The sequence below is a fragment of the Blastococcus sp. TML/M2B genome (assembly GCF_016612865.1).
In the GTDB taxonomy this organism is placed as follows: Bacteria; Actinomycetota; Actinomycetes; order Mycobacteriales; family Geodermatophilaceae; genus Blastococcus.
Genome location: NZ_JAENZZ010000001.1, coordinates 1,306,844 through 1,322,450, shown reverse-complemented (window position 1 = coordinate 1,322,450; position 15,607 = coordinate 1,306,844). Strand labels below are relative to the sequence as shown.

The 15,607-nt window shown below is 75.4% G+C and carries 16 protein-coding genes, 1 tRNA gene and 1 pseudogene; 11 read left to right on the top strand and 7 right to left on the bottom strand.

What is annotated here, in order from left to right:
• Positions 1-2: 2 nt before the first annotated feature.
• A complete protein-coding gene (locus JKP75_RS06465) occupies positions 3-560 on the bottom strand; it encodes a pirin family protein (RefSeq protein WP_200492107.1) in 558 nt (185 codons plus the stop codon).
• On the bottom strand, positions 557-928 hold the full coding sequence (locus JKP75_RS06460; RefSeq protein WP_200492861.1) for a phosphatase PAP2 family protein: 372 nt from the start codon (positions 926-928) through the stop codon (positions 557-559). The genes JKP75_RS06465 and JKP75_RS06460 overlap by 4 nt, the downstream gene beginning before the upstream one ends.
• Before the next feature lie 370 nt (positions 929-1,298).
• Between JKP75_RS06460 and JKP75_RS06455 the strand changes: the two genes are divergently transcribed.
• From JKP75_RS06455 to JKP75_RS06430, 7 genes and pseudogenes are all read left to right on the top strand, one after another.
• A complete protein-coding gene (locus JKP75_RS06455; protein ID WP_309229577.1) occupies positions 1,299-2,465 on the top strand; it encodes a helix-turn-helix domain-containing protein in 1,167 nt (388 codons plus the stop codon).
• A 101-nt stretch (positions 2,466-2,566) separates the two neighbouring features.
• Positions 2,567-3,817 (top strand): acyltransferase domain-containing protein, encoded by a 1,251-nt coding sequence (locus tag JKP75_RS06450; RefSeq protein WP_309229576.1) that lies wholly within the window; start codon positions 2,567-2,569, stop codon positions 3,815-3,817.
• A 187-nt stretch (positions 3,818-4,004) separates the two neighbouring features.
• Positions 4,005-4,334, top strand: a pseudogene (locus JKP75_RS20740) (3-oxoacyl-ACP synthase); the annotation flags it as partial.
• A 121-nt stretch (positions 4,335-4,455) separates the two neighbouring features.
• A complete protein-coding gene (locus JKP75_RS20735) occupies positions 4,456-4,782 on the top strand; it encodes a 3-oxoacyl-[acyl-carrier-protein] synthase III C-terminal domain-containing protein (RefSeq protein WP_309229575.1) in 327 nt (108 codons plus the stop codon).
• 58 nt (positions 4,783-4,840) lie between these two features.
• The gene (locus JKP75_RS06440) at positions 4,841-5,086 is read left to right on the top strand and encodes an acyl carrier protein (protein ID WP_040336827.1); all 246 of its coding nucleotides are present in this window, start codon (positions 4,841-4,843) and stop codon (positions 5,084-5,086) included.
• A gap of 47 nt (positions 5,087-5,133) precedes the next feature.
• Positions 5,134-6,369: a beta-ketoacyl synthase gene (locus tag JKP75_RS06435; protein WP_200492859.1), complete on the top strand. Its 1,236-nt coding sequence runs from the start codon at positions 5,134-5,136 to the stop codon at positions 6,367-6,369.
• 44 nt (positions 6,370-6,413) lie between these two features.
• Positions 6,414-7,826: a carboxyl transferase domain-containing protein gene (locus JKP75_RS06430; protein ID WP_309229572.1), complete on the top strand. Its 1,413-nt coding sequence runs from the start codon at positions 6,414-6,416 to the stop codon at positions 7,824-7,826.
• 176 nt (positions 7,827-8,002) lie between these two features.
• Here JKP75_RS06430 and JKP75_RS06425 read toward each other — a convergent pair whose 3' ends face one another.
• Together JKP75_RS06425 and JKP75_RS23705 are read right to left on the bottom strand one after the other, a co-directional pair.
• Positions 8,003-8,503, bottom strand: coding sequence for a DUF3145 domain-containing protein (locus JKP75_RS06425; protein ID WP_200492109.1), 501 nt, complete (start codon positions 8,501-8,503; stop codon positions 8,003-8,005).
• 323 nt (positions 8,504-8,826) lie between these two features.
• A complete protein-coding gene (locus tag JKP75_RS23705) occupies positions 8,827-9,981 on the bottom strand; it encodes a diguanylate cyclase (RefSeq protein ID WP_200492858.1) in 1,155 nt (384 codons plus the stop codon).
• Between the two features lie 190 nt (positions 9,982-10,171).
• Between JKP75_RS23705 and JKP75_RS06415 the strand changes: the two genes are divergently transcribed.
• The gene (locus JKP75_RS06415; protein WP_200492111.1) at positions 10,172-11,065 is read left to right on the top strand and encodes a maleylpyruvate isomerase N-terminal domain-containing protein; all 894 of its coding nucleotides are present in this window, start codon (positions 10,172-10,174) and stop codon (positions 11,063-11,065) included.
• On the opposite strand, the gene JKP75_RS20725 is transcribed toward JKP75_RS06415, so the two are convergent.
• Positions 11,052-11,738, bottom strand: a complete 687-nt coding sequence (locus tag JKP75_RS20725; protein ID WP_200492857.1) for a VTT domain-containing protein — start codon at positions 11,736-11,738, stop codon at positions 11,052-11,054. The two genes, JKP75_RS06415 and JKP75_RS20725, sit on opposite strands and share 14 nt — an antisense overlap.
• 11 nt (positions 11,739-11,749) lie before the next feature.
• Positions 11,750-13,045 (bottom strand): peptidoglycan DD-metalloendopeptidase family protein, encoded by a 1,296-nt coding sequence (locus JKP75_RS06405; RefSeq protein ID WP_242471995.1) that lies wholly within the window; start codon positions 13,043-13,045, stop codon positions 11,750-11,752.
• A gap of 263 nt (positions 13,046-13,308) precedes the next feature.
• Here JKP75_RS06405 and JKP75_RS06400 point away from each other — a divergent pair.
• From JKP75_RS06400 to JKP75_RS06390, 3 genes are all read left to right on the top strand, one after another.
• Positions 13,309-13,382 (top strand) — tRNA-Ile (locus JKP75_RS06400).
• Positions 13,358-13,876, top strand: a complete 519-nt coding sequence (locus JKP75_RS06395; RefSeq protein ID WP_200492856.1) for a 6,7-dimethyl-8-ribityllumazine synthase — start codon at positions 13,358-13,360, stop codon at positions 13,874-13,876. The genes JKP75_RS06400 and JKP75_RS06395 overlap by 25 nt, the downstream gene beginning before the upstream one ends.
• Entirely contained in the window at positions 13,873-14,295 is a 423-nt protein-coding gene (locus JKP75_RS06390; RefSeq protein ID WP_309229570.1) for a PaaI family thioesterase, read from the top strand. The genes JKP75_RS06395 and JKP75_RS06390 overlap by 4 nt, the downstream gene beginning before the upstream one ends.
• Here the strand turns inward: JKP75_RS06390 and JKP75_RS06385 are convergent, their stop codons facing one another.
• Positions 14,296-15,585, bottom strand: a complete 1,290-nt coding sequence (locus JKP75_RS06385; protein WP_200492114.1) for a hydroxyacid-oxoacid transhydrogenase — start codon at positions 15,583-15,585, stop codon at positions 14,296-14,298.
• Between the last annotated feature and the right edge of the window lie 22 nt (positions 15,586-15,607).

Here is a 15,607-nt window from a genome sequence, read left to right as displayed (position 1 = left end):
CCCTAGGGCTGCTCGAGCGCCCAGGCCGGGCGGCCGGTCTCCAGCTGCCACAGCACGAGCGCGACGTGCTCGGACGCGACGACGGGGCCGCCCTCGTGCCGGGTCGCCGTCGTCCGCCGGCCGGCCTGGAGCAGCAGTCCCGCGGGCAGCTCGACCGCCTCGCCGGGGGCCGCCCGCACCACCCGCAGCGCGGCGTCCGCGCGCCGCAGGTCGACCGGCCCGGCGACGGCGTGGTGCACCTCGTGCGACGGCGGGGACGCCGGATCGGCCGGCCGCAGGTAGCACTGCAGCACCCGTGCGCCGTCGTCCCCGGCCGCCTCGTCGTGGACCAAACCGGTGCCGGCGCGCAGCACGCCGACGTCCCCGGCCCGCATGAGCGCGCGGTCGCCCCAGCCGTGCCGCAGCGAGCCCGCGAGTACCACGGCGACGACGTCGACGGCGGCGTGCTCGTGCGCGCCGTAGGTCTCCCCCGGGCCCAGCCGGTCGTCGGACACCCGCAGCAGCGGGCCCAGCGACCCGTCGTCGGGGGCGAGCACGGTGTCCTGCTCCGGGGCGCTCACCGGCCGGGCTCCCGCCGGGGCAGCACCCCGAAGACCACGGCGGTGAGCAGGGTCCAGCCCAGCCCGAGCGCCCAGCCGCCGACGACGTCGGAGAGGTAGTGGACGCCGAGCCACATCCGGGTGAGGCCGACGAGCAGCACCAGCAGCGCGCCCAGCGCGCCCCACAGGCGTCGTCCCGGGGCGGAGAGCCGGGGCCAGGCGAGCACCAGCCCGATGGCGACCAGCGCGGCCACGCCCGAGGAGTGGCCGCTCGGGAAGCTGAGCGAGTCGTAGCCGGCGCCGCCCTCCTCGAACGGCGGCCGCACCCGGCCGAAGAACTCCTTGAGGAACGAGGTCAGGTGCCGGACGAACACCGCGGCCACGACCACCCAGACCAGCGCCCGCCGAGTCGCGGCGGCGGGCCAGCCAGATCAGCACCGGCACGGCCACCAGGTACCGGACCACGGACAGCCCGGGCGCGGTGAGCACCTCCAGCAGCACGTCCAGCCAGCGGCTGCGGTCGTCGCCGGCGTACAGCGCCTCGCTGGCCCGGGTGTCCACGTCCAGCTGCCACGCCGCGCCGGTGCGCACCCCCAGCCCGAGCAGCGCCACCACCGCCGCGCACGCGGCGACGACCGACAGCGGGCCGGCGAGGGCACGGGGAGGGGCGACGGTGGTGCCACCGTCCGGGGGAACGCTCACCTCCCCACTCTCCCCGACACGCCCCGCGCGTGGCACGCTGACGCGGTGAGGAGCCGGGTGACCGACCGCCCGAGCGCGGCCACCCTCCGGCGGCTCGAGCGCTCGTCGGGGGCGCTGGCCACCCAGGCCGTCGCCCGCATGGACGACGAACTGCCCTGGTTCCGGACGATGCCGGCCGACCAGCGCTCGTGGGTCACCCTCGTCGCGCAGGCCGGCCTGGCCTCCCTCGTCGAGTGGTGCCGGCACCCCGGGCGGCCGCCGCGGCTGACCGGCGAGGTGTTCGGCGCCGCCCCCCGCGAGCTGGTGCGGGTGGTCGCGCTCAAGCAGACCGTCGATCTGATCCGGGTGACCGTGGAGACCCTCGAGGACCACGTCACCTCCGTCGCCGAGCCCGGCGACGAGGAGATGCTGCGGCTGGCCGTGCTCCAGTTCAGCCGCGAGGTCGCCTTCGCGACCGCGCACGTCTACGCCAGCTTCGCGGAGAACCGCGGCGCCTGGGACGCCCGGCTGGAGGCGCTCCTGGTCGACGCGCTGGTGCGGGGCGAGCGGTCCGAGGAGATCGGCGGCCGCGCCGCCGCCCTCGGCTGGTCGGCGCTCTCCCCCGTGACGGTCGTCGTCGGGGCGACGCCGGAGGGTGTCGCCGATCCGCACGCGGCCGTGCGCCGGGCGGCCCGGGCGCTGCGCAGCGACGTGCTGGTCGGCGTGCACGCCGACCAGCTGGTCGTCGTCCTCGGCGGGCCCGAGGAGCTCCCGCCGGTCGTGGCGCGGGTGGCCGAGGAGTTCGGTCCCGGCCCGGTGGTCTCCGGGCCGGTCGTCGACGGCCTGGGCCGGGCCGGGGAGTCGGCGGCGGCCGCGCTGGCCGGCCTCCGCGCGGCCCGCGCCTGGCCGGAGGCACCGCGGCCGGTCAGCGCCGACGCGCTGCTGCCGGAGCGGGCGCTGGACGGCGATCCGCTCGCGCGGGCGGCGCTGCGCGACGAGGTCGCCGTCCCCCTGCTCGCGGCCGGCAGCGGGGTGCTGGAGACGGTGCGCGCGGTGCTGGGCAGCGGCGGAAACCTCGAGGCCAGCGCCCGGGCGATCTTCGTCCACCCGAACACCGTCCGGTACCGGCTCAAGCGGGCCGCCGAGCTGACCGGGCTCTCCGCCACCGATCCGCGCGGCGCCTGGACGCTCCAGGTCGCGCTGGCCCTCGCGCACCTGGACCGCGAGCGCTCGCTCTGGGAGTAGGCCCGGCAGCTCCGTGTGGTCTCCACCACCGGACCCGGTGATTCGGCCCCCTGGGCACGCTCACGTTGTGGGAACCCTCCAAAGATCACCCGTGTGCTTTCGTGCCGCCCGCCACCGCGGCGGGCCGCCGTCTTTGGCACGGTGGACGAGTGCTCGCCGTTCTCGCCCCCGGTCAGGGAGCCCAGAAGCCCGGAATGCTCACCGACTGGCTGGAGCTCCCCGGGGCCGAGTCGTTCTTCCGCTGGGCCGGCGCCATCGCCGACGCCGACCTGCTGACGCTGGGCACCACCGGCGACGCCGAGGCGATCCAGGACACCGCGGTCACCCAGCCGCTGGTCGTCGCGATGAGCCTGTTCGTCGCCCGCGAGCTGGGCGGCCTGCCCGGCCCGGTCGCGCACAGCCCCTCGGCGGGCCGCGACGTCGTGATCGCCGGCCACAGCGTCGGCGAGCTGACCGCGGCGGCGCTCGCCGGGGTGCTCAGCGTCGAGGCGGCGATCGCGCTGACCGCCGTCCGCGGCCGGGCCATGGCCGCGGCCTGCGCCCAGACGCCGACCGGCATGTCCGCCGTCCTGGGCGGCGACCCCGACGAGGTGCTGGCCGTGCTCGAGCGGCACGGCCTGGCCCCGGCCAACCTGAACGGCGCCGGCCAGATCGTGGCGGCCGGCCCGCTCGACGGCCTGGCCGCGCTCAAGGCCGACCCGCCGGCCAAGGCCCGGGTCATGCCGCTGTCGGTCGCCGGGGCCTTCCACACCCCGTACATGGCCTCGGCCCGCGAGGAGCTCGAGGGGCTGGTCGACGGCCTGCGCCCGGCCGACCCGAGCCGGCTGCTGCTCTCCAACAGCGACGGCGCCGCGGTGAGCACCGGCGCCGAGGCGGTGCGCCGGCTGGTCAGCCAGATCACCAGCCCGGTCCGCTTCGACGCCTGCCTCGCGACGCTGCGGGACCTCGGCGTCACCGCCGTCATCGAGCTGCCCCCGGCCGGCGCGCTGGCGGGGCTGGCCAAGCGCGAGTGGAAGGGCGCCGGCGTCGAGATCCTCACCCTCTCCGGCCCGGCGGACCTCGACCGAGCCCGGGAGCTCATCGCCGCCGAGCGAGGTCGGGCCGAGGCCGAGCACCTGCCCGACTGGCGCGTCGTCGTCGCCCCCGCCCGCGGCACGGTGAGCCCGGCCGAGGTCGCCGAGGGCACCCGCCTGCCGGCCGGCAGCCCGCTGGGCTGCATCCGCGGCCGGCGCGAGGAGGTCAACGTGTCCGCCGCCTACGACGGCGTGCTCGCCGAGTGGCTGGTGCAGGAGGGCGACCTCGTCGACGCCGGCGACCCGATCGCCCGTCTCTACCCGGAGGTGTCCGCGTGACGACTCTCAAGCTCGCTACCGGCGCCCCCGGCGCGCGCATCCTCGGCCTCGGCGGCTACCGCCCCCGCCGCCGGGTGACCAACGACGAGCTCGCCTCAGTCATGGAGACCAGCGACGAGTGGATCCAGACAGCCGGGTCGGCATCGCGGAGCGGCGCTGGGCCGACGACGACGAGACCCTCGTCGAGATGGCCACCGCGGCCGGCGGCAAGGCGATCGCCGCCAGCGGGCTGGCCCCCGACGAGATCGACCTCGTGATCCTGGCCAGCGCGAGCCTGCGCCGGCCCATCCCGGGCATCGGCCCGCAGGTCGCGCACCGCCTGGGCATCCCGCGCCCCGGCGCGCTGGACCTCAACGCCGGCTGCGCGGGCTTCTGCTACTCCCTCGGCCTGGTCTCCGACGCGATCCGCGCCGGATCCGCGCGCAACGCCGTCGTGATCGGCGTCGAGCGGCTCACCGACGTCACGGACATGACCGACCGGTCGACGGCGGTGATCTTCGCCGACGGCGCGGGAGCCGCCGTGGTCGGCGCCTCCGACGAGCCGGGCATCGGCCCGGTCGCGTGGGGAAGCGACGGCGACCAGCACTCCGCCATCGAGATCATCGACAGCGGGTTCATGGCGATGGCCGGCCCAGGCCGTGTACCGCTGGGCCACGACCAAGCTCACCGACGCGCTGGCGCAGGCGATGGAGCGGGCCGGCGTCACCCCTGCCGACATCGACGTGTTCGCGCCGCACCAGGCCAACCTCCGCATCATCGAGTCGATGACCAAGAAGCTCGGCTTCGACGAGAAGACGGTGATCGCCCGCGACATCGTGCGCTCGGGCAACACCTCGGCCGCCTCCATCCCGCTCGCGCTCGGCGCGCTGATGGAGTCCGGCGAGGCGAAGTCCGGCGACCTCGCCCTGGTCCTCGGCTACGGCGCCGGCCTGACCTACGCCGGCCAGGTCCTCCGCCTCCCCTGAACCGCTCCACCACAGAACTCCGGGGCACCCCGTCCCGGCCGACGAAAGGACCCGCCGCGTGAGCAGCACCCAGGAGATCCAGTCCGGTCTGGCCGAGATCCTGGAGGAGGTCGCCGGTGTGACCCCCGCCGACGCCACCCCCGAGAAGTCCTTCACCGAGGACCTCGACGTCGACTCGCTGTCGATGGTCGAGATCGCCACCGCCGTCGAGGACAAGTTCGGCGTCGCCATCCCCGACGACGAGCTCGGCAACATCAAGACCGTCGGTGACGCCATCAGCTACATCGAGAAGAACCAGGGCTGACGCAGCCGACCCCCGGTCGCCCGACCGCAGCTCCAGGAGGAACAGCCATGAGCACGTCCGACGTCGTCGTCACCGGCCTCGGGGCCACCACCCCGCTGGGTGGCGACGTGCCCAGCACCTGGGACGCGCTGCTCGCCGGACGGTCGGGGGTCAGCCGCATCACCGACGACTGGATCAAGGAGTACCCCGCGCAGCTGGTCGCCCGGCTGAGCACCGACCCGGCCGAGCAGCTCGACCGGGTGCGCGCCCGCCGGCTCGACCGCAGCCAGCAGGTGGCGGTCGTCGCCGCCGAGGAGGCGTGGCGGGACTCCGGCGCCGGTGACGCCGGGGTCGACCCGCTGCGGATCGCGGTCGTCATCGGCACCGGCATCGGCGGCGCGCTGACCCTGCTCGGTCAGGACGACGTCCTGGAGGAGAAGGGCCCCAAGCGGGTCTCCCCCTTCACCATCCCGATGCTCATGCCCAACGGGCCGGCCGCCGCGGTCGGGCTCTCGATCGGCGCGAAGGGCGGCGTGCACGCGCCGGTCAGCGCCTGCGCCTCCGGCGCCGAGGCGATCCGCTGGGGCCTGGACCTGCTCCGCTTCGACCGCGCCGACGTCGTCCTCGTCGGCGGCACCGAGGCCTGCGTGCACCCGCTGCCCATGGCCGGCTTCGCCGCGATGCGGGCGATGTCCACCCGCAACGACGAGCCCGAGCGCGCCTCCCGCCCGTTCGACAAGGCCCGCGACGGCTTCGTGCTCGGCGAGGGCGCGGCCGCGCTGGTCCTGGAGCGCGAGGACTCCGCGAAGGCCCGCGGCGCCCGCATCCACGCCCGCCTGGCCGGCGCCGCCGGCACCGCCGACGGCTACGACCTGGTCGCCCCGCACCCCGAGGGCGAGGGCGCCGCCCGCGCCATCACCGCGGCGCTGCGCGACGCCGGCCTGAGCCCGGCCGACGTCGGGCACGTCAACGCGCACGCCACCTCGACGCCGGTCGGCGACACCGCGGAGGCCGCCGCCATCCGCTCCGCCATCGGCGACCACGTGCTGGTCAGCGCCACCAAGAGCCAGACCGGCCACCTGCTCGGCGCCGCCGGTGCGCTGGAGTCGGTGTTCGCCATCCTGGCGCTGCGCGAGCAGGTCGTGCCGGCGACGGCCAACCTCGAGAACCCCGACGACGACGCCAACGTGCAGGCGCTCGACATCGTGCGCGGCGAGCCCCGCCGCGCCTCCCTCACCGCCGCGGTCAACGACTCCTTCGGCTTCGGCGGCCACAACATCGCGCTGGTGTTCACCACCGCCTGACGGCGAGCGCGATCCACCCGCACCACCCCTCTCGTGGAGGTCCCGTGACGACAGCGCCCGCCGCCCCGCTCCTTGCTACGCCGGACCCCCGCGACCCCGAGGACCGGCTCTCCCGGTTCTTCGACGAGGGGTCGATGGAGCTGCTGGCCTCCCGGGACACCTCGGGGGTGCTGGCCGCCCGCGGCCGGGTGTCGGGCAGCCGGGCGATCGCCTTCTGCACCGACGCCACCGTCATGGGCGGGGCGATGGGCGTGGACGGCTGCCGGCACATCGTCGACGCGATCGACACCGCGCTGCGCGAGCACGTGCCGGTCGTCGGCATCTGGCACTCCGGCGGCGCTCGGCTGGCCGAGGGCGTGACCGCGCTGCACGCCGTCGGCGAGGTGTTCGCCGCGATGGTGCGGGCCTCGGGCCGCATCCCGCAGATCTCGGTGGTGCTGGGCGCGGCCGCCGGTGGCGCGGCCTACGGCCCGGCGCTCACCGACATCGTGATCATGGGGCCGGCCGGGCGGGTGTTCGTCACCGGTCCCGACGTCGTCCGCTCGGTGACCGGCGAGAACGTCGACCAGGAGACCCTCGGCGGGCCGGACACCCACGGCCGCCGCTCCGGCGTCGTGCACGTCGTTACCGACTCCGAGCCCGCCGCGCTGGAGACCGCCCGCACCGCCGTGGACCTGCTCGCCGCGCAGGGCTCGTTCGCGCCGGCCGGTGACGCGCCGGACGTCGACCTCAAGGCACTGCTGCCCGAGCAGCCGCAGCGGGCCTACGACGTGAAGCCGCTGGTCGGCGCCGTCCTCGACGGCCCCGGCCTGGAGCTGCACCCGCGGTTCGCCCCGAACGTCGTCACCACGCTGGGCCGGCTGTCGGGCCGCACCGTCGGGGTGATCGCCAACAACCCGATCCGGCTCGGCGGCTGCCTGGACTCCGCGTCGGCGGAGAAGGCGGCCCGGTTCGTGCGGATGTGCGACGCCTTCGGGGTGCCGCTCGTGGTGCTCGTCGACGTGCCCGGCTACCTGCCCGGCGTCGGCCAGGAGTGGGACGGCGTGGTGCGCCGCGGCGCGAAGCTGCTGCACGCCTTCGCCGAGGCCGTGGTCCCGCGCGTGACGCTGGTGACCCGCAAGTCCTACGGCGGCGCCTACATCGCGATGAACTCCCGCTCGCTGGGCGCCACCGCAGTGTTCGCCTGGCCCGGCGCCGAGGTGGCGGTCATGGGCGCCAAGGCCGCCGTCGGCATCCTGCACCGCAAGAAGCTCGCCGCCGCCCAGCCCGGCGAGCGCGAGGCGCTGCACGCGCAGCTGGCCGAGGAGCACGAGCGGATCGCCGGCGGCGTGAACCGGGCCGTGCAGATCGGCGTCGTCGACGAGGTCGTGGACCCCGCGCACACCCGGCGCCGGCTGATCGCGGCGCTCACCGCCGCCCCGCACGGCCGCGGGGCGCACGGCAACATCCCGCTCTGACCACCCCCGCCACGATCAGGTGACCTGATCGTCGAGCGTCCTCCCCCACCGCGCACCACGAGGGAGGACGCTCGGAGCTGAGGGTGGACGCCGTCGGTGGCGGAGCACCACATGGAAGAGGTTCGCCCGGGTGCCGCTTCCCCGCAGGCACCCGGACGACCCCGTCCAGGTCAGGTCTAGACGACCTGGTGCAGCCAGGTCACCGGGCTGCCGTCGCCGGCGTGCCGGTAGACCTCCAGGTCGGCGTCCCAGGGGGCGCCGAGGAGCTCATCGACCCCGTGCCGGAACGCCTCCGCGGAGGACGCCGTCGCCGCGAGGTGCCGCAGCTGCTGCTCGCTGATCATGATGTCGCCGTTGGCGCTGGTCGGCGCGCGGAAGACACCGTGGCCGGGCACGTACGACATGCGCTCGCCGTCGTTGCCGTGACTGGCTTCCTCGGTGACCTCGAAACGCAGCATCGGCCACTGGCGCAGGGCAGCCACCAGCCGGGCGCCGGTTCCCGGCGCCCCGGTCCAGGCCACCTCCGCACGGTAGGCACCGTGCGCGGCGGGCTGTTCGTCCCACGACAGGGAGACCGGCGCGCCGACGACGCGCTCGAGCGCCCATTCGACGTGCTGGCAGAGCGCCTTCGGGCACGCGTGCACGAAGACGACACCCTGGGTTGACCGTCGCTGCACGGGGCACCTCCATCGACTCGATCGGTCTCGTCTTCCCCTACGGACCCATCGATTCGGTGACTGGCTGTGTTCGGCAGTGGCGGAGCAGGGCTCCCGCGAACAGTCTGCACGATGGTGACCCGATCGCGCCAGCCCGAGTGGGGCGCTTGTGCCCGATGTGACAGGAGAGACCGGATCGGCCGCTTTCCCGCTGGTCAGCGGCCATAGCACGACACATGGCCGTCCGTCCAGGGCGTCCTCCGGGATCTGCGGCACCCGGCGGCGCGGGAACGCACCCTCGCGGGGAGCTCGGCGCGGCTGCTCCGCCAGGGCGTCCCGCTTGGTCACTCAGCGTAGGCGAAAGCGGCAACAGACAGTGGTACCGCCGGTACAGGGCGGCGTGTCGCGGCCGGGGTCAGGCGGCGATCAGGGCGAAGCGGTTGCCGCCGTCGGCCTTGGCCCGGTACCATCGCGGCGTCCGCCCGGTGCATGAGCTCGGCGACGTCCTCCCCTGGCACGACGTCGGCGACGCCGATGCTGGCGGTGACGCCGCTGCCCGAGCCGACCAGCGCGACCGCCTGCCGCAGCCGCTCGGCGAGCAGCTCGGCGGAGAAGGTCTCGGTGACGTCGGCGAGGACGGCGAACTCGTCGCCGCCGAGCCGGGCGACGGTGTCGGTCTCGCGGAGGACGCCGCCCAGGATGGAGGCGACCGCCTTGAGCATCGCGTCGCCGGCGGCGTGGCCGTCGCGGTCGTTGACGCCCTTGAAGCCGTCCAGGTCGACCAGGCAGACCACCGAGCGGTGCCCCCAGGCGGCGGCGTCGACGGCGCCGGAGAGCCGCTCGACCAGCGTGCGGCGGTTCGGGATGCCGGTGAGCGGGTCGGTCGAGGCGAGCGTCGTCTGCGTGCTGATGAGCAGGACCTGCCGGTCGTGCGCGGCCCAGGAGTTGGCCGAGGCCATCGTGCAGATGAGGGTGAAGGCGACCAGGACGGCGATGAAGAAGGCTCCCGACGTGGTGAGCCCCGACGTCCCGAAGAGCACGACGTAACCGGCGGTCATGACCGAGCCCATGGCGACCACGCCGTAGGGCGGGTAGGCCGCGGCCATGTAGGTGAGGGTCAGGAACAGCATGGCGTCCAGCGGGCTGGACGCGCCCCCGTCGATCCAGGTCGCCGTGAGGATGACCGCGCTCGTGCCGAGGGTCCAGAGGTAGAACATGGTGGGGCCGCGGTGGTCGCGCATCATCGCCGGCAGCGGCAGGAGCAGCAGCAGCGGGGAGCCGAGCACCACGACGCCGGCCATGCCGAGGATCACCGGGTGCTGGCGGCCGGGGGTCTCGGTGACGAGGGCGTAGACGCCGACGGCGAGCGCGCAGAGCTCGCTGAGCAGGATGCCGTAGCGCACGTGCCGCACCCAGAAGGCGACGCGGTCGTCGTCCTCCGCGAGCGGACGGTAGAGCCCGTCGCGCGCGCAGCACGCCGAGGAGCCGGCGGAGGGCACCCGCTCGGCGGGGCCCCGCCGGTCCGCCGCGGCGGCGGCGATCTCCGGTGAACGCGCTGGTCACACCGGTGATGTCGACCTCCCCCGACGGTCGCTTGACTCCCCTCACCCCCGGGGGTGAGCCACGTCTCCCCGCGGACAGGTACTCACGCACGCCTGCCGGCCACCCGCCCGGGGTAGGCGAACGGTCATGGGACGACACCAGGGCATGGCCGACGCCGGCCGCGACGAGGTGCGCACGCGGGTGCTCGCGGCGTGGGACTCCTTCATCGGCCAGGCCGAGGGCATCGACCTCGAGCGCCCGTCCCGGTTGCCGGGGTGGCGGGCGCACGAGATCTGCGTGCACCTGGGCTGCTGGGACGACCACGCGGCGATGGCCGACCTCGTCGCCTCCGCCCGGACCGGCGCCACCGGGGCCCAGCCGGATCCCGACGCGGTCAACGCGCGGATCACCGCCGCGCACGCGGCGGCGTCGCGCGAGGAGGTGCTCGCCGCCCTGCACCGCAACCGCGAGGCGACGGCGCGCTACCTGGCCGAGGCGCCGGTCGAGCTCGACACCGCGCCGACGGTGTCCGTCGTCGGGCGCCTCCCGCTGCTCAGCGTCGTCCTCGGGCAGGCCTACGAGCTGGCCGTGCACGGGCTGGACCTGGTCTCCTGCGGCGCCGAGCCCCCGCCGGCCGACGTGCTGCAGTCGGGGCTGGCGGCGCTCGTCGACGTCACCGGCGCCCTGGCCACGTCGTGCGGCATCACCGGCCGGGTCACCCTGGCGACGCCGGACGGCGGCTGGTCCTTCGACGCCGATCCGGAGGGGTGGCGGGTCTCCCCCGTGCCCGCCGGCGCGCACGAGGGCCCGGCGGTGGAGGGCTCGGCGGAGCTGCTGCTCGAGGCGGCGTCCGGCCGGATCAACCCGGTGCCCGCCGCGGCCCGGCGGCAGCTGCGGGTGCACGACGTCGGCGGCCTGCTGCAGCTGGCACCGATCGTCCAGAAGGTGCCGGGCATCCCGGGCGGCCCGATCCTGCAGCTCGCGGCCCGCACGATGGGCGGCCCGGCGGCCGCGCTGGGCCGGCTGTTCAGGAGGGGCTGAGGCCCGCCCGGCGGCGGCGGAACCACACCACGCCGGCCAGGACGAGCGCGGCCAGCGGCAGGGCGACGGCCGCCGTAGCGCCGGACACGAGCGCCGGGGCGGAGGCGCCCACCCCGACCTGGACGACGGTGCTCGGGAGGATGCCGAGCGCGGTGGCCGCGGCATAGGGCAGCAGCCGCATCGCGGTCAGACCCGAGCCGTAGCTGAGCACCACGAACGGGACGACGGGGATCAGCCGCCCGACCAGCAGCGCGACGAACCCCCGGTCGACCAGGAGCCGGTCCAGCCGGTCCAGGCGCGGGCCGGCCAACCGGGTGACCGCGGACCGGCCGAGCCAGCGGGCCAGCCCGAAGCCGAGGACGGCGGCGACCATCGCGCCCCCCAGCGCCACCAGCAGGCCGGGCAGGAACCCGGCGACGACGCCGAGCAGCACGGAGACCGCGGTGCGCGGCACGGGTGCGGTGAGCACGAGCGCGACCGCGCCGACGAGCGCGGCCCAGCCGACCGCGCCGGCGCCGTCCAGTCGGCCGCGGACGGCGTCGACGTCCGGCAGGTCGACGGTCAGCGCGACGACCGCCCCGGCGGCGAGCAGCAGGACCAGCAGCGCGGCCCGCAGCCAGGTGGTGTCAGCTCGTCCCGGCGCCCGCACCGCCCCATGGTCCGGTACGGGCACGTGCCGGGTGCTCAGCAGCTGCCGAGGGAGATGCCGCGCTGGCTCAGCCAGGGCGCCGGGTTGACGCGGTTGGCGTACAGGCCGCCGGTGTGCACCTCGAAGTGCAGGTGCGGGCCGGTGGACTGACCCCGGTTGCCGACCTCGGCGATCTGCTGACCCGTGGAGACGCTCTGGCCCGCGCTGACGAAGAACTGGTTGACGTGGCCGTAGATCGTGATCGTGCCGTCGCGGTGCTGCAGGGCGACGGCCAGGCCGAAGCCGCTGGCCGGGCCGGCCTGGAGCACCACGCCACCCTCGGGGGCGTAGACCGGCGTGCCGATGGGTGCGGCGATGTCGACGCCTGCGTGCAGCGTGCCCCACCGGGAGCCGTAGCAGGAGGTGACCCGCCCGCTCGTGAGCGCCACGGCACCGGACGGTGCGCTCATCGCCCCCGCCGCGGCGCCGCCGGAGCGGGACGCGGCACCTGAGGGCACGTTGGACGTCGTGACGGCGTTCGCGGCGGCGGCGGCCGCGAGCTCGCGCAGCTGCTGGGCCTCCCATGCCTCGGCCGCGTCGCGGGCACCCTGCATCTGCAGGAGCGTGATCTCGGCGGCGCGCAGCTGCTGGTCCAGCCCGGCCTTCTCGGCCGCCAGGGCGTCGAAGCGCTCCTGGGCTCCCGAGAGCTGGGCCTCGGCGGCGGCCTGGGCCTCCGCGGCGGCGACGGCGGCCCGGTCGCGTTCGGCAACCGACGCCTGCGCGGCGCGCTCGGCACGCGCCTGCGCGGCCTCGACGACCTCCATGGCCGCGAGGACCTCGGCGCGGCCTCCGGCGAGCACGTCCAGCGTGGCGGCCTGCTGGAGCAGCTCCCCCGGGCCCCGGGCGTCGAGGAGCAGGCCGAGGTCGCCGAAGGTGTCCTGCCCGCCGCCCATGTACGCCTGGCGGCCCACCGTCGCGACGTCCTCCTCGGCCTCGCCCACCGCCCGCTCGGCCTCCGCGAGCGCGGCGGCGGCCGCCTCGGCCTCCCGGGTGGCGGTGTCAAGGGCGGCCTGGGCCGCGAGCGCTTCCCCGCTGGCGGCCTCCGCCTCGATCGCCATCCGCTGGAGGTCGTCCTCCGCCTCCGCGACACGTGCGCCGAGCGCGGCGATCTGCGCGGCGACGGCGTCGTGCTGCGCACGGGCCTGGTCGACACGTGCGTCGTCGGCGGGGGCGGCCGAGGCCGCGGGTGCCCCGAGGAGCGCCGCGGCGAGGACGGCGCTCGTGGCGAGGGACGTCCGCAGACGTCGTCGGCGGGACGGGGACGTGGTGGTCCGGCGGTGCGAGCTCGCCAACGCGACGGTTCTCCATTCCTCTCAGGACCGCGGTGGGTCCCGGGGGTCGCGGCGGCCGTCGGGCCGGCGCGTGCGGCGGGGTCCGCCCGGGGCGCCCGGTGTCGAGGCCCGGGCCCGGTGGACCGCGGACGACGGTAGTGCCAGCGGGCGGTCATGTCACAGGGCGATAACGGCGCGCACCGCGTCGGCCGGCGGACTCGCCGACGCGACCAGCGCGCGGGCCGCGGATGTGATCCCGGCCTCTCTGGCAGGCTGGGGACGACGGGGCGGTAGCTCAGCTGGTCAGAGCATGGGACTCATAATCCCTGGGTCGTGGGTTCGAGCCCCACCCGCCCCACCGCGCCGAGCGACGAGGAACGGAGGCAGTTCCCATGCCCCAGTCAGCCACCCCCGCCCGGATCGCCGTCGGTCGCCTCCCGCTGGCACGCCGACATCGTCGACCGGTCCGTCGAGGCCTTCGGCGAGGTCGTCGAGGCCGCCGGGCACCCCGCGCCGGACGTCGTGCACGTGCCGGGCGCCTTCGAGATCCCGCTGACCGTCCAGCGGCTGGCGCGAAGCGGCGGGTACGACGCCATCGCGGCGGTCGGGCTCGTCGTGAACGGTGGCATCTACCAGCACGAGTACGTCGCGTCGGCGGTCATCAGCGGGCTCATGCAGGTCCAGCTCGCCACCGGCGTCCCCGTGCTCTCCGGCGTCCTGACGCCGCTGCACTTCCACGAGCACGAGGAGCACGTCGCCTACTTCACCCGGCACTTCCGCACGAAGGGCGCCGAGCTGGGCAACGCGGCCCTCGCCGTCCTGGCCGCTGCCGACCCCCCGGCCGGCTCGTGAGCACGCCCTCCCCCGACGTCGTCGCCGCCCGGGTGCAGGCGGTGCTCGACATCCCCCTGCACCGGTTCCTCGGGATGCAGCTCCGCGACCCCGCCGACCCCTCCGCCGGCATCTGGTTCCCGGTCGACGGGCCGGCGCAGAACCAGGTCGGCGTCCTGCACGGCGGGGTGATCTACACGCTGATGGACGTCGCCGGCTTCCTCGCGCTGCTGCCGTCGCTGTCCGACGAGGAGCACGCGGTCACCCACGACCTCACCGTCTCCCTCATGCGGCCGGTGGCCGCGGGCAAGCGGGTCGACCTCACCGGCACGGTGCTGCGCCGCGGCCGCGCGGTGGCCTTCCTGCGCGCGGAGGCCACCGTCGACGGCGAGGTCGTCGCCGCCGCGCAGGTCACGAAGAGCGTCGTCCGGGCGAGCTGATCACCAGAGCGACATCGAGCGCCGGAAGATCCCGGCGATGTCGTCCTCGGTGACCTCCTTCGGGCAGGTCGCCAGCAGCCGCTGCTGCTTCATCGTGCCCTCGACCAGGTCGGGGACGTCCCCCTCGGAGAACCCGACCGCCCCGACTCCGTTCGGGATGTCGATGTCGCGCATCAGCTCGGCCAGCACGGTGGGCAGGAACTCCGCGGCGTCCGAGGGCCGGTCGGCGTCGGGTGCCAGCAGCTGCGCCACCCGGACGTGCCGCTCGGGCGAGGCGTCGAAGGTGAACCGGAAGGCCTCCGGCGCGGTCAGCGCCACCGACATCCCGTGCGGCACCATCGGCTCGCCCGCCGGGTAGTCCTTCGGGTGGAAGTCCCGCACCTGCCCCGCGATCGGGTAGGCGTTGGCGTGCGGGATGTGCACCCCCGCGTTGCCGAAGCCCATGCCGGCGAAGGTCGCCGCCATCGCCATGTCCGCCCGCGCCTGCTCGTCGTCCCCGTGCCGCACCGCCTGCCGGAACGACCCGGCCAGCAGCGACAGCGCCTTCTCCGACCACATGTCCGAGATCGGGTTGGACCCGCAGTACGGCACCCTCTGCTCGGGCGTCTTGTGCTCGTAGGTCGTGTACCAGCGCGCGGTGTAGCTCTCCAGCGCGTGGCAGAGGATGTCCATGCCCGCGGCGGCGGTCACCCCCGGCGGCTGGGTCAGCGTCAGCGCCGGGTCGATCACCGCCATCGTCGGCCGCAGCCGCGCGTGGCTGATCCCGGTCTTTACCCGCGCGGAGATCACGTCCATCACGCAGATCGTGGTGCTCTCCGCACCCGTCCCGGTGGTGGTCGGGACGGCGATCAGCGGCTTGAGCTGCTCCGGCGGCGCCTCCCCCTTCCCGACCGGCACGTTGACGTAGTCCATGAGCTCGCCGGGGTTGGTCGTCAGCAGGTTGATCGCCTTGGCGGTGTCGATGCTCGAGCCGCCCCCGACCGCGACGAAGGCGTCCCACGGCCCGGTCGAGCGGGCCTCCTCGATCGCCGCGATCAGGCTCTGGTCGGTGGGCTCGACGTGCACGCCGTCGAAGACCCGCGCCTCGATGCCGAACGTGTCCATCTGGTCGGCCACCCGCTGCGGCAGCCCGGTGGCGGCCACCCCGGCGTCGGTGACCACCAGCACCCGCTTCACCCCGTAGCGGCTGAGATCGAAACCGATCTCGTCCGAGGCGCCCGTCCCGAACTTCAGCTGGGGAGCGCCGTAGGTGAAGACCGACTCGGGGACGGCGGGCTGGAGCGTGCTCATGGCGGACCTCTCGGCGATCGGC

Excerpts from the sequence above, each read along its gene's own strand:
- JKP75_RS06435 (WP_200492859.1), top strand. The coding sequence starts at position 5,134 with ATGAGCACGTCCGACGTCGTCGTCACCGGCCTCGGGGCCACCACCCCG.
- JKP75_RS06415 (WP_200492111.1), top strand. The coding sequence starts at position 10,172 with ATGGGACGACACCAGGGCATGGCCGACGCCGGCCGCGACGAGGTGCGC.
- JKP75_RS06385 (WP_200492114.1), bottom strand. The coding sequence starts at position 15,585 with ATGAGCACGCTCCAGCCCGCCGTCCCCGAGTCGGTCTTCACCTACGGC.